This window comes from Streptomyces sp. Tu 2975 (assembly GCF_009832925.1).
Taxonomy (GTDB): Bacteria; Actinomycetota; Actinomycetes; order Streptomycetales; family Streptomycetaceae; genus Streptomyces.
In genome coordinates this window covers 6458591-6471569 of the sequence record NZ_CP047140.1, presented here as the reverse complement: position 1 = coordinate 6471569, position 12979 = coordinate 6458591, and the positions used below count along the sequence as shown (strand labels likewise).

General features: G+C 72.4%; 13 protein-coding genes. 4 read left to right on the top strand and 9 right to left on the bottom strand.

Annotated elements, in window-relative coordinates; translation table 11 throughout:
• Positions 1-28: 28 nt before the first annotated feature.
• Together GLX30_RS28790 and GLX30_RS28785 are read left to right on the top strand one after the other, a co-directional pair.
• Complete coding sequence (locus GLX30_RS28790) at positions 29-1471, top strand: hypothetical protein (protein WP_159693746.1); 1443 nt, start codon at positions 29-31, stop codon at positions 1469-1471.
• 72 nt (positions 1472-1543) lie between these two features.
• Positions 1544-2158, top strand: coding sequence for a pyridoxamine 5'-phosphate oxidase family protein (locus GLX30_RS28785; RefSeq protein WP_159693744.1), 615 nt, complete (start codon positions 1544-1546; stop codon positions 2156-2158).
• Positions 2159-2603: 445 nt separating this feature from the next.
• On the opposite strand, the gene GLX30_RS28780 is transcribed toward GLX30_RS28785, so the two are convergent.
• The 7 genes from GLX30_RS28780 to GLX30_RS28750 form a co-directional block, all read right to left on the bottom strand.
• Entirely contained in the window at positions 2604-3140 is a 537-nt protein-coding gene (locus tag GLX30_RS28780) for an arginine repressor (RefSeq protein ID WP_159693742.1), read from the bottom strand.
• Between the two features lie 7 nt (positions 3141-3147).
• Positions 3148-4371: an acetylornithine transaminase gene (locus GLX30_RS28775; protein WP_159693740.1), complete on the bottom strand. Its 1224-nt coding sequence runs from the start codon at positions 4369-4371 to the stop codon at positions 3148-3150.
• The gene (argB, locus tag GLX30_RS28770) at positions 4368-5273 is read right to left on the bottom strand and encodes an acetylglutamate kinase (RefSeq protein ID WP_159693738.1); all 906 of its coding nucleotides are present in this window, start codon (positions 5271-5273) and stop codon (positions 4368-4370) included. Before argB ends, GLX30_RS28775 begins: the two co-directional genes overlap by 4 nt.
• Positions 5270-6421, bottom strand: coding sequence for a bifunctional glutamate N-acetyltransferase/amino-acid acetyltransferase ArgJ (argJ, locus tag GLX30_RS28765; RefSeq protein WP_159693736.1), 1152 nt, complete (start codon positions 6419-6421; stop codon positions 5270-5272). Before argJ ends, argB begins: the two co-directional genes overlap by 4 nt.
• Positions 6418-7446, bottom strand: coding sequence for an N-acetyl-gamma-glutamyl-phosphate reductase (gene argC, locus GLX30_RS28760; RefSeq protein WP_159693734.1), 1029 nt, complete (start codon positions 7444-7446; stop codon positions 6418-6420). The genes argJ and argC overlap by 4 nt, the downstream gene beginning before the upstream one ends.
• A gap of 107 nt (positions 7447-7553) precedes the next feature.
• Positions 7554-8651, bottom strand: a complete 1098-nt coding sequence (locus GLX30_RS28755; RefSeq protein ID WP_159693732.1) for a barstar family protein — start codon at positions 8649-8651, stop codon at positions 7554-7556.
• Positions 8652-8755: 104 nt separating this feature from the next.
• Positions 8756-9637 carry an EamA family transporter gene (locus GLX30_RS28750; RefSeq protein ID WP_159695304.1) on the bottom strand — a complete coding sequence of 294 codons (882 nt, stop codon included), beginning with the start codon at positions 9635-9637 and terminating at the stop codon, positions 8756-8758.
• Between the two features lie 142 nt (positions 9638-9779).
• Here GLX30_RS28750 and GLX30_RS28745 point away from each other — a divergent pair, with 142 nt between their 5' ends.
• Complete coding sequence (locus GLX30_RS28745; protein WP_208545504.1) at positions 9780-10667, top strand: LysR family transcriptional regulator; 888 nt, start codon at positions 9780-9782, stop codon at positions 10665-10667.
• A 136-nt stretch (positions 10668-10803) separates the two neighbouring features.
• Here GLX30_RS28745 and GLX30_RS28740 read toward each other — a convergent pair whose 3' ends face one another.
• Entirely contained in the window at positions 10804-11208 is a 405-nt protein-coding gene (locus tag GLX30_RS28740; RefSeq protein WP_159693728.1) for a DUF5997 family protein, read from the bottom strand.
• A 59-nt stretch (positions 11209-11267) separates the two neighbouring features.
• Here GLX30_RS28740 and GLX30_RS28735 point away from each other — a divergent pair, with 59 nt between their 5' ends.
• Positions 11268-12107: a LysR substrate-binding domain-containing protein gene (locus tag GLX30_RS28735; RefSeq protein ID WP_159693726.1), complete on the top strand. Its 840-nt coding sequence runs from the start codon at positions 11268-11270 to the stop codon at positions 12105-12107.
• 282 nt (positions 12108-12389) lie between these two features.
• Here GLX30_RS28735 and GLX30_RS28730 read toward each other — a convergent pair whose 3' ends face one another.
• Entirely contained in the window at positions 12390-12965 is a 576-nt protein-coding gene (locus GLX30_RS28730) for a histidine phosphatase family protein (RefSeq protein ID WP_159693724.1), read from the bottom strand.
• Positions 12966-12979 lie beyond the last annotated feature (14 nt).

Below are 12979 nucleotides of genomic sequence, written 5' to 3'. Positions count from 1 at the left end.
TGGTCGGCGCCATCCCTCCGCTCCTAGGGTGGGCCGCGTCATCAGCGCGGGAGGGGTGCGGGGCATGGGCGAGCGGTGGAACGACGCGGCGGCCAGGGAGGCTGTGAGGCTTCTGCTGGAGGGGCGCACGGCGAGCCAGGTGCTGGACTTCGACGACCCTGCCTGCTGGACGGCAGTGGACCAGGCCGCCCGGGCCTTCGGACGGTACGGGTGGGAGGACTACGACCCGCGGACGTCCGACCGGCTGCGGCAGCGCCCGGAGACCGCCCTGTGCCACCCGGACGGCCGGGTACGCGAGGACGCGCTCGCCTCCGGACCCCGTACGCCCTCCTTCTGGCACCTCGTCGTCGTGCGCTGCACCGACTGGGCGGAGCCGGTGCGGCTACGCGCCCGCGACCTGCTCACGGAGCGGCTGCGGAGCGGACCGGAGGAGACGTTGCGCGCTCTCACGCCGCTGGTGCTGCGTCTGGGCCGCCGCGAGGAGGGCGTCTGGGCGCACGGCCTCTTCGAGGAAGCGCTGCGCGCCGTTCCGCACTTGGCCCCGAACCTCCTCCGGGAGACGCGGGACAACGCGACACGGCGCCTCGCAGCACGGATCATGCTGGACCACGGACAGCTGGACGTGCGGGCGCTGGCGCGCCACGCCGCCGAGGACCCGGATCCCGTCCTCGCGCGGCTGTGGTCGGACGCCGTGCTCGCCGCGATGGCGGCCGACGGATCCGACGACCGCGCCGTCGACATCCTGCTCGGCGGGCGCATGCCGTTCGTACGGTCGGCCGGGGTCACGGCGCTGCGGCGGGCGGGGCGGGCGCAGGAGGCGGTGCACCACCTCGCCGACCGGTCGGGACTGGTGCGGGCCTGCGCCCGGTGGGTCATCAGCCAGGACGGCGGAGATCCGCACGCCCGTCATCTCGAACTGTGCGAACACCTCGACACCGTTGCGCCGTACGCCCTCACCGGACTCGCGGAGTGCGGTCGGCGGGAGGATGCCGCACTGCTCCGCCGGCTGCTGACGCATCCCGCCGACGGCGTGCGGGCGCAGGCCGTGGCGGGACTGCGGCTGCTCGAATCGGCGTCCGTCGAGACCGTGCTCCCGCTGGTGGACGACCCGGCGGCGGCCGTCGTCCGCGAGGCGGCACGGGCGCTGCTCCCGTACGCACGCCGGCTCCGTGCGGACCGGCTCACGGAGCGGCTGTCGCCACGGTGGCCCACCCCCACCCGCCGGGCCGCGTTCCGGCTGCTGCGGGAACGAGGCGGCCTCGTCCAACTCCGCGCATCGGTGGCCCTGTTGGCGGACGCCGACCCCAAGTTGCGGCGCACCGCGGAGGTCTCGGTGCAGCAGCGGACGTGGACCCATCAGATCCCGCCGGGTGCCGCGGAGGTGAACCGGCTGCTCCGGCGCTGCGCGCACCTGTTCAGCGACGACGTCATGGCGGTGACGCGCACGCGGATCGGCCTCGCGGGCGCCTGACGACTCCGGCGCGGAGCCCGGCCGGGGGCCGGTTGTGAGGGATCACTCGGCCAGGGGGCCGATAATCCCTTCATGGGGAAAACATTTGAACGCATCGAGGGCCGGCTCCGGGACTTCATCGAACAGCAGCCGGTCTTCTTCACTGCGACCGCGCCGCTGGCCGGTGACGGGCACGTCAATCTGTCGCCCAAGGGGCGCAGCGGCACGCTCGTCGTCATCGACGAGACGACGCTCGCGTACCTCGACTTCGGCGGCAGCGGCGCCGAGACGATCGCGCACGTGCGGGAGGAGGGGAACGGGCGGATCACCCTCATGTGGTGCGCGTTCTCCGGGCCGCCGCAGGTGGTGCGGGTGCACGGCCGGGGCGAGGCGGTCTTCCGCGACGATCCGCGCTGGGCCGGACTGATCCGCCTCTTCAAGGACGTCGACGGCCCGGCCGCCCGCGCGATCATCGTCGTCCACGCCCGCCGCATCAGCCAGGTCTGCGGCTTCGCCGTGCCGTTCATGGAGTACCGGGAGGAACGGACGCAGCACGCCGAGCACTTCGGGCGGAAGTCGGAGGAGGAGTTCGCGGCGTACTGCGAGAAGAAGGAGCACATCGGCGTGAGCCTGGACGGCCTCCCGGCCCTGCCGTTGCCCCTGCCGGCCCGCACGGACCCAGGGGGCGCGTGGGCTGCCCGTGCGTGACGCCCTGCCGATGCGTGACGCCTGCGGGCGCGTGACGCCTGCGGCGGGCCTGCTCCCCACCCCGCCCCTTCCCGGAGCCGGGGCAGCCCCGGATCCCGTACGGCGCTCCGCGCGGTGTCGTCAATAGCCGGACGGGCCGACAATGCCGCTGCGCGGCACTTCAGCCCGTCGGCGCGGACACCGGGCAACTCCGTCCCCGTCGGCGGCTCCAGCCCTGCCGGTGGCCGCGGTCACGCCGGTGGCAGCGGCCTCTCGACGGGGCTTCTCCAGCCCCGCCGGCGATTGAGGCGCGGGGGTGCGGGGACAGCGCCCCTGGAACGCCGCGCGGAGCACGGGGTCGGGTCCGGGGGAGCCCGGTTCGGGGAGGGGCCCGGCCCCGTCGCGGGAAGTGGCCCCCACGGCCGCCAGGCCGTAAGGGGCGGGTACGGAAACGCCCCGCAAGGGCCTAGCGGTCGTTCTGCGCCAACCGCAGCATGTGGTCCGCCAGCGCCTGCCCACCCGCCGGGTCGCGGCTGATCAGCATCAGTGTGTCGTCCCCCGCGATCGTGCCGAGCACATCGTGCAGTTCCGCCTGGTCGATGGCAGACGCGAGGAACTGTGCCGCGCCCGGCGGGGTGCGCAGGACCACGAGGTTCGCCGACGCCTCCGCGGAGATCAGCAGTTCGCCGGAGAGGCGCCGCATGCGCTCCTCCTTCGCCGACTCGCCCAGCGGCGCCTGCGGGGTGCGGAAGCCGCCCTCGCTGGGCACCGCGTAAATGAGCTCGCCGCCGGTGTTGCGGATCTTCACCGCGCCCAGCTCGTCGAGGTCGCGGGAGAGCGTCGCCTGGGTGACGTGCAGTCCGTTGTCCGCGAGGAGTTTCGCCAACTGGCTCTGGGAGCGCACCGGCTGCCGGTTGAGGATGTCCACGATCTGGCGGTGGCGAGCCGTGCGGGTCTGCGGTACGGCGGGCCCGCCGTGCTCGGTGCCGTTCGCGTCGGTCATCGTCGTCTCATTCTCCGGATCGTCCTTCCCCGTTGCCCGCCGTGGCCGGCGTGCTCGCGTCGAGGATGCCGGGCAGCGCATGGAGGAACGCGTCGACCTCCGCGTCGGCGATGGTCAGTGCCGGCATGAGCCGTACGACATCGGGCGCGGGAGCGTTCACCAGGAACCCTGCATCCTGGGCCGCCTGCTGCACGTTCGGTGCGAGGGGCCCGGTGAGCACGATACCCAGCAGCAGGCCGCTGCCGCGGACGTGGGAGACCAGCGGATGACCGAGACCCTCGATTTCCGCGCGCAGCTTCTCGCCCAGCCGCTTGACGGTGTCGAGCGCTCCGTCCGCCCCGAGCGTGTCGAGGACGGCGAGTCCGGCCGCGCAGGCGACGGGGTTCCCGCCGAACGTGGTGCCGTGGTGGCCGGGCTTCAGCAGCTCCGCCGCCTCACCGAAGACGACGGCCGCGCCGATGGGCAGCCCGCCGCCGAGACCCTTGGCCAGGGTGACGATGTCGGGCTCGACGCCTTGGTGCGCCTGGTGCTCGAACCAGTGGCCGGTGCGTCCGATGCCGGTCTGCACCTCGTCGAGGACGAGCAGTGTGCCGGTGGCGCGGGTGATCTCGCGTGCGGCCTCGAGGTAGCCCTTGGGCGGCACGACCACGCCGTTCTCGCCCTGGATCGGCTCGATGATCACGAAGGCGGTGTCCTCGGTGACCGCGGCACGCAGCGCCTCCACGTCGCCGTACGGGACGTGCGTGACGTCCGACGGCAGAGGCAGGAACGGGCCCCGCTTCGCGGGCTGCCCGGTGAGCGCGAGGGCGCCCATCGTGCGTCCGTGGAACCCTCCGGTGGTGGCCACCATGTGCGGGCGGCCAGTCAGCCGGCCGATCTTGAAGGCGGCTTCGTTCGCCTCGGCGCCGGAGTTGGCGAAGTAGACCCTGCCCGGCCGGCCGAAGAGCTGGAGCAGCCGCTCGGCGAGGGCTACGGGCGGCTCGGCGACGTACAGGTTGGAGACGTGGCCGAGACGGGAGATCTGGCGGGTGACGGCCTCGACGACGGCGGGATGCGCGTGGCCGAGCGCGTTGACGGCGATGCCGCCGACGAAGTCGGTGTACTCGGTGCCGTCCGCGTCCCAGACCGTGGAGCCCTCGCCGCGGACCAGCGACAGCTTCGGCGTGCCGTAGTTGTCGGACATGACGCCCTGCCACCGCTGGGCGAGTTGCTCGTTCCCGTTGCTGCTCATGCTTCCCTCTGTACGTCGTCGGGCACGACCATGGTGCCGATACCTTCGTCCGTGAAGATCTCCAACAGGATCGAGTGCTGGACGCGGCCGTCGATCACACGGGCGGTGTTGACCCCGTTGCGCACGGCGTGCAGGCAGCCCTCCATCTTGGGGACCATGCCGCTGGACAGCTCGGGCAGCAGTTTCTCCAGCTGGGTGGCGGTGAGCCGGCTGATCACCTCGTCGCTGTCGGGCCAGTCCTCGTAGAGCCCCTCGACGTCGGTGAGGACCATCAGGGTCTCTGCGCCCAGCGCCGCAGCGAGTGCCGCAGCCGCCGTATCAGCATTGACGTTGTAGACATGTCCGTCGTCCTGTGAGCGAGCGATCGAGGAGATGACCGGGATCCGGCCGTCGGCGAGGAGCGCCGTGATGGCGCCGGTGTCGATCTCGGTGATCTCGCCGACCCGGCCGATGTCGACGAGCTCGCCGTCGATCTGCGGCTGGTGCTTGGTCGCGGTGATGGTGTGGGCGTCCTCGCCGGTGAGGCCGACGGCGAACGGGCCGTGCTGGTTGAGCAGGCCCACCAGTTCGCGCTGGACCTGCCCGGCGAGCACCATCCGTACGACGTCCATCGCCTCCGGGGTGGTGACCCGCAGTCCCGCCTTGAACTCGCTGACCAGGCCGTGCCGATCGAGCGCCGCGGAGATCTGCGGGCCGCCGCCGTGCACGACGACCGGCTTGAGCCCGGCGTGGCGCAGGAAGACGACGTCCTGGGCGAAGGCCGCCTTCAGGTCCTCGTCGATCATGGCGTTCCCGCCGAACTTGATGACGACGGTCTTGCCGTTGTGGCGGGTCAGCCACGGCAGGGCCTCGATGAGGATCTGGGCCTTGGGCAGCGCGGTGTGCTTCCTGGTCGTACTCATGAGCTGTACGCGCTGTTCTCGTGGACGTAGTCGGCGGTGAGGTCGTTGGTCCAGATGACCGCGGACTCTGTGCCTGCGGCAAGGTCGGCGGTGATCCGGACCTCGCGGTAGCGCATGTCGACGAGGTCGCGGTCCTCGCCGACCGAGCCGTTCCTGCAGACCCAGACGTCGTTGATGGCGACGTTGAGCCGGTCCGGCTCGAACGCGGCACGGGTGGTGCCGATGGCGGACAGCACCCGGCCCCAGTTGGGGTCCTCGCCGTGGATGGCGCACTTGAGGAGGTTGTTGCGGGCGATGGAACGGCCGACCTCCACGGCGTCGTCCTCCGTGGCCGCGTTGATCACCTCGATCTTGATGTCCTTGCTCGCGCCTTCCGCGTCGCCGATCAGCTGCCGGCCGAGGTCGTCGCAGACGGCCCGTACGGCCTCTGCGAACTCCTCGTAACGGGGGGTGGTCGTGCTCGCGCCGGAGGCGAGGAGCAGCACGGTGTCGTTGGTGGACATGCAGCCGTCGGAGTCGACCCGGTCGAAGGTCTGCCGGGTGGCGTCGCGCAGTGCCTTGTCCAGGGCGGCGGGCTCGAGGTCGGCGTCGGTGGTGAGGACGACGAGCATCGTGGCGAGGCCCGGTGCGAGCATGCCGGCGCCCTTGGCCATGCCGCCGACGGTCCAGCCGTCGCCCTGGGCGACCGCGGTCTTGTGGACGGTGTCCGTGGTCTTGATGGCGATGGCGGCCTTCTCGCCGCCGTGCTCGGAGAGCTGGGTGGCGGCCTGTTCGATGCCGGGGAGCAGCTTGTCCATGGGGAGCAGGACGCCGATCAGCCCGGTGGACGCGACGGCGACCTCGCCGGCGCTGTGCCCGAGCACCTCGGCGACCTTCTCCGCGGTGGCGTGGGTGTCCTGGAAGCCCTTCGGGCCCGTACAGGCGTTGGCGCCGCCGGAGTTGAGGACCACCGCGCTGACCTCGCCGCCGGTGAGGACCTGCTCGGACCACAGTACGGGCGCGGCCTTGACACGGTTGGAGGTGAAGACACCGGCGGCGGCGCGGCGGGGCCCGGTGTTGACCACGAGGGCCAGGTCCGGGTTGCCGTTCGCCTTGATCCCGGCGGCGATGCCCGCTGCCGTGAATCCCTTCGCTGCGGTCACGCTCACGGCGCAACTCCAATCGTGGAAAGACCGGTGCTCTCGGGGAGTCCGAGGGCGATGTTCATGCTCTGCACCGCGCCGCCGGCGGTGCCCTTGGTGAGGTTGTCGATGGCGCTGACGGCGATGACGCGTCCGGCGTTCTCGTCGTACGCGACCTGGAGCTGCGCCGCGTTCGACCCGTACACGGAGGCGGTGGCGGGCCACTGCCCCTCGGGCAGCAGGTGCACGAACTCCTCGTCGGCCAGCGCCTTCTCGTACGCGGCCCGAACGTCGTGCGCCGTCGTGCCCGGCTTCGCCTTCACGGAGCAGGTGGCGAGGATGCCCCGCGCCATGGGCGCGAGGGTGGGCGTGAACGACACGGTGACCCGCTCCCCCGCGACCGCGCTCAGGTTCTGGATCATCTCGGGGGTGTGGCGGTGGCCGCCACCGACGCCGTAGGGGCTCATGGAGCCCATGACCTCGGAGCCCAGCAGATGCGGCTTGAGCGCCTTGCCGGCGCCGGAGGTCCCGGTGGCGGCGGTGATCACCGCTTCCGGCTCGGCGATCCCCGCCTGGTACACGGGGAACAGCGCGAGCGAGACGGCGGTGGGATAGCAGCCGGGCACCGCGACACGCCTGGACCCCTCCAACGCGGCGCGGGCGCCCGGCAGTTCCGGCAGGCCGTAGGGCCAGGTACCGGCGTGCTCGGAGCCGTAGAACTGCTCCCAGTCGCCGGCGTCCTTCAGCCGGAAGTCGGCCCCCATGTCGATGACCAGCACATCGTCGCCGAGCTGCTCGGCGACGGCGGCGGACTCCCCGTGCGGGAGCGCGAGGAACACGACGTCGTGCCCGGAGAGCACCTCGGCGGTGGTCGGCATGAGCACGCGGTCGGCCAGCGGCAGCAGATGCGGCTGCATGGCGCCGAGGGGGCGTCCGGCGTTGGAGTTGCCGGTGACGGCGCCGATCTCGACCTCGGGGTGCGCCAGGAGCAGCCGGAGCAGCTCTCCGCCCGCGTACCCGCTCGCCCCTGCCACTGCTGCTCGTACGGTCATCGAAAATCCTCCTCATCGATGGCATGACTATACGCAGCTATGCAGGTTTATGCAATCAACGGGAGTACGCCGGGGCTGGTCGACCGCGAAGCCCGGTGGGCCGCGGTTCACGCCAGGGTGACGTGCACGCCGCCCGCGGCGAGTACCTCCAGGACCCCGGCGAGGAGGTCGTAGGGCTCGCCTTCCGGTGTCAGCGCCTCGGACAGGTGCTCGCGCGCCGTCTCGGCGTCCCGCCAGAGCAGGGTGGCGGGGGCGGTGTGACCGAAGTTCCCGCGCAGGCAGTCGTCGAGGGCAGCGAGGCAGCCGCCGAAGTAGCCGCCCGGCCCGTTGACGGCCTCGCCGAGCGCCAGGTAGAGCCCCGCTTCGTCGCTCATGTGCCGCCCGTCGAGTTCGTACGCGTGACCGGCGGACCGGTCACGGTCGACGCGCCGGCAGCCCCGCTCCCGGACCAGGTCGTGCCAGGCCCCGCGGCGCCGGGTGTCGAGACCGGCCCAGGCACCCGAGGTGTCCGGTGGCCCGGCGAGCCACCGCTCCCAGAGGGGCCGGGCGTACTCGGGAACGGGCGTGAAGTGCTCTCCGTCGAGCTCCAGGTCGATCAGATCCGTCCCGTAGGAGGACGGGCGCCAGGTGCTGACTCGGGCCTGAAGCAGTCGGTCGGTGAGTGGCTCGCCCCGGTCGTCCTGTATCTCCAGAGCGGCCTCCCCCAGGTACAGCGCCCTCCGGGTGCCCTTCGCCAGTGCCGCCCTCAACCGCTCACTCCGGGCGAGGCCGCGCAGGACGAGCGGGTGCGCCACCCGCTCGGGCGCCGGGACGCGGGCGAATTCGCGACAGGAGCCCAGCCACCGGCGCCCGTCGTGCAGGCGTACACGACCCCTGTGTCCCTCGGGTGGACCTTCGTAGTCGTCCAGGCCGGTGACCACCACACCGTCCACCCCGGGAAGCTGCCCCATGCTCTCCGCGTCCTCGAGCAGCCAGGGGTCGAGTGCCTCGTGCTCCGGCACCAGCCACAGCCGGCTGCCCACCCAGCCGCGCAGCTCGGGGCCTTCCGGGACCCAGTCGAACAGTTCGTACGTCCCGCGCCGGGGCTCTCCGAAGAGTCCCTCCACGGCGGCGCAGACCCCCCAGACGTGTCCGTGCTCCGTCTCCGTCAGCCTGTACCGTCCGCGCCCGCCCTGGCCCACGTTCGCATGCACGGTCCGAATCATGCCCGGACCGGCTGTTCAGGGCGAAACCCTTTCCCACGCGTGTTCAGGGCTGCTCGGTCGGCGAACCCCCGTGCGTTAGGACGGCGTCCGTTCTCGACCACGTGTCACTCCCGGCGGGACGTCGCGGCACCCTGTCGCCGGCGGGCAGGGGCGGGGAGCTGCCCCGCGACGATCGCGGCGAGCGAGAGGCCGAACCCCACGAGCTGGACCGGCCCGAACGTCTCGCCGAGCAGGACGGCACCGAGGACCGCGGCGACCAGGGGCGAGAGGAGGACGAGCACCGCGACAGAGGTGACGGGCAGCGCGGTGACGCCGCGGAACCACAGGACATAGGCGGCGAGACCACCGACGAGACCGAGCCAGAGGTAGCCGAGGGCGGCGGTCGGATCGATGTGAGGAGGTGCCCCCTCGGCGAGGAATGTGACAGGCACCAGGAACAGTCCGCCTGCGGTGAGCTGCCAGCCGGCGAAGGCGGTGGGACCGGCCTCGGCAGGTCGTCCCCAGCGCTTGGTGAGCGTCACCCCGAATGCCATCGTCGCCGCGCTCGCCAGGCCGGCCACCACCCCGACGGTGTCGAATGCCGCGTTCGGACCGATCACCACCAGGCCGACGCCGGCGGCCCCGGTCGTACCCCAGAAAAGGCGCCACGCGGACAGGCCCTCACGGAGGACCGGCACGGCGAGGGCGGCGACGACGAGCGGCTGAGCCGCCGCCAACGTGGCGGCGACGCCTCCCGGCAGGCGTTCGGCCGCGATGAACAGAAGCGGGAAGAACACGCCGATGTTCAGCACGCCGAGCACCGCGGCCTTCCACCACCACGCCCCACGGGGCAGCGTCCGGGTGATCGTCAGCGCGATCAGACCGGCGGGCAACGCCCGCAGCAGTCCCGCGAACAGAGGGTGCCCGGGCGGGAGAAGCTCGGTGGTGACGACGTAGGTCGTACCCCATGCCGTCGGAACGAGCGCTGTCAGGACCGCCCCCGGCAGGCCGCCACGGGAAACATCGCTGGCGGCTCGGCCGAGAACCCTTTGTGCGCCTGGAGTTGTCACGCCCGCAGTCTTGCGCCGCCGCGATCAATGAGTCCAACACATGCTTGTCACCTCACCGATCTCGAATCACGATGGATCGATGGAGCTCCAGCAGATGCGCTACGTCATCGCCGTCGCCGAGACGAACAGCTTCACGCGGGCCGCCGAGCGGTGTCACGTGGTCCAGTCCGCCCTCAGCCACCAGATCGCGCGTCTGGAACAGGAACTCGGCGCGAGGCTCTTCGAGCGCACCAGCCGCCGGGTCCGCCTGACACCGGCCGGCGCGGCGTTCCTCCCCGCCGCCCGCCAGTGCCTGGACGCCGCCGAGCGCGCGGCCGCCGAAGTGGCCGCGGCTGTCGGCGAGGTACGCGGACGGCTCGCCGTGGGCCTGATCCCCACCGTCGCCGCGGTCGACGTCCCCGCCGCGCTGCACGACTTCCGCCGGCAGTACCCGCACGTGCGCATCGGCCTGCGTGTGGGCGCGAGCGAGGACCTCGCCGAGCAGGTCGAGCAAGGGGTCGTCGACGTGGCCTTCCTAGGGTTGCCGACCACAGCGCGACCGCAGGGTGTCGCCGCCCACGAACTCGCCCGTGACCGGCTCGTCGCCGTGGTCGCGCCGGACCATCCACTCGCCGACGAGCCGACGGTCGACCTGCGCCGGCTCTCCTCCGAGGTGTTCGTGGACCTTCCGGCCGGGACGGCCGGGCGGATCCAGTCCGACCAGGCCTTCGCTGCCGCCGGTCTCAGCCGCGACGTCGCCTTCGAAGTGACCACGGCGGACTTCATGGCTCGACTGGTCGGGCAGGGCCTGGGCATCGCCATGCTCCCCGCCGCCTACGTGCCCCGGCTGACCGGCGTGACCACCATCGAGGTCACCGACGCGCCGGCCCGCGTCGAGTACGTCGTGTGGAACCGCGTCGGCCGCACGCCCGCGGCGACCGCCTTCCTCGCCGTCCTGGACCTCCCTGCCGCGCTCGACACGGAATGAAGAGGTGGAAGGTCCCCGCCGCCCGGCTCAGGCGCGGCGGCGGATCCGCAGGGAGGGGCTCGCCGGCGACCGGGCCGAGCTCTCGGGCCTGATGGAGCCGGTGCGGCAGTAGGCGACCGGCGCCGCTCGGTGCGGGTCAGGAACGCGGCTCGCCGGGCTGCTCGGCCCTGGCGGCGTTCTTCTCCTTGATGCGGGCGGCTTCCTTGCGGACCTCGGCCTGGGTGGCGCGCTCCTGCCGGAGCCAGGCCGGGAACTCCCGCTTCAGCTCGTCGATCTGCTCCGTGGTGAGGGCCTCGGTGACTCCGCCGCGCGCGAGGCCGGCGATGGAGACGCCGAGCTTCGCCGCGACCACCGGCCGGGGGTGCGGTCCGTCGCGGCGCAGGTCCAGCAGCCACTGCGGCGGGTCGGCCTGCAGAGCATTGAGCTCGCTGCGCGAGACGACACCCTCCTGGAACTCGGTGGGTGTGGCCGGGAGGTACACACCCAGCTTCTTCGCCGCGGTTGCGGGCTTCATCGTCTGGGTGGTCTGGTGCGACGTCATGGGGTCAAGGGTATCGAGAGGTGTTCGATGCCTCTGACCACGACCGGTAACCTGGCGGGGTGACAGGCTCCGACACATCCCCTTCGTTCCGGCTCGCGTACGTCCCCGGCGTGACGCCGACCAAGTGGGTACGGATCTGGCACGAGCGGCTCCCGGACGTCCCGCTGACGCTTGTCGCGGTCTCCGCGGCCGATGCTCCCGGGATGCTGCGCAGCGGTGACGCCGACGCCGGTTTCGTGCGGTCACCGATCGACCGGACCGATCTCAGCGCGATCCCCCTCTACACCGAGACCACCGTGGTGGTCGTCCCGAAGGACCACGCCGTGGCCGCCGTCGACGAGGTGACCGCCGAGGACCTCGCCGACGACATCGTTCTGCACCCTCTCGACGACACCCTCGAATGGGAGCAGCGGCCGGGGATGCCCGCGGTCGAGCGTCCCGCCTCGACGGCGGACGCCGTCGAACTGGTGGCGGCGGGAGTGGGAGTGCTCGTCGTGCCGCAGTCGCTGGCCCGGCTGCACCACCGTAAGGACCTCACCTACCGGCCGGTCTCCGACGCCCCGGTGTCGGGTGTCGCCCTGTCCTGGCCGCAGGACGGGACCACCGATCTCGTGGAGCAGTTCATCGGCATCGTCCGTGGCCGGACCGTCAACAGCTCACGCGGACGCCCGGCCCAGGAACAGCCGAAGGGCAAGCGCCCCGAAGCGGGCGACGCACGGCGGAAGGCCACCGGCGCCAAGACCTCGGGCGGCAAGGCGTCCGGCGGATCGTCGGGCGGAAAGTCCTCCGGCGGCCGGACGGCGGGCAAGGCCGCGGGCAATGCTGCCGGGAAGCGGCCGCGGAGCGGTTCCGCCGGCGCGAAGGCCGGCAGGCGCGGCAAGCCTCGCCGCAACTCGTAGCGAGCCGGCCGGCCGGAGTCGCCGGACCGCCGGAGCACTTCCGCGCCCACTCCCGCACCGAACCTCGACGGCCGGCCCGACAGCCGCTCCCAGCGCGCCCCGCGACCAGCGATGGCCGCAGAGCGCCGCCGTGGAGAAGTGCGGCCTGAGGAGCCGGCTTCCTGGTGCTCGACCGGCCGGCCACCCCACCGAAACCGCAGAAGCCGCAGTACCCGAGAAGCCGCAGCAGCCGCAGCAGCCGCGGGGAACGCGGCGCCCCGTCACCGGCGGACGCGCCCGCGTTCAGGCGACCGCCTCCAGGCGCAGGCTCCAGCGCCCGGGCACACCGGTCAGGGTCACCGTCGACAGCGGTCGGACGTCCACGTTCCAGTACATCGAGGGGTGCGCCCGCAGCGCGTACACGAACGCGGCCCGTACGACCGCGGGCTCCGCGACGGCGACGATCGAGCCTCCGTCGTCCGCCGGGCGGGTGTCCAGCCAGCCCCCTATGCGGGAGATGAAGGCGAGCAGCGGCTCCCCGCCGTGCGGTGCGCTGCGCGGGTCGCAGAGCCACACGTCGACGGCGGCGGGTTCCCTGGCGGTGACCTCCGCGAGGGTGTAGCCGCGCCAGCGGCCCATGTCGCAGTCGCGCAGCGCGGGCTGTGCCAGCGGCGCGAAGCCCAGGGCCTCCCCGGTCGCGCGGCTGCGCGGCGTCGGCGAGCAGTAGCGCAGCTCCGCGGCGCTGAGCGGCACGAGTGCGTGGGCGGCGACCTGCACTTCGTGCCAGCCCGCCTGGTCGAGCGGCCGGTCGTCGTCGAAGCGCTCGGTGAGCAGCGAGGACGTGCGCGCGGCGGCGATCAGTGTGACCCGGACACTCATGGCGTGATGGTGCT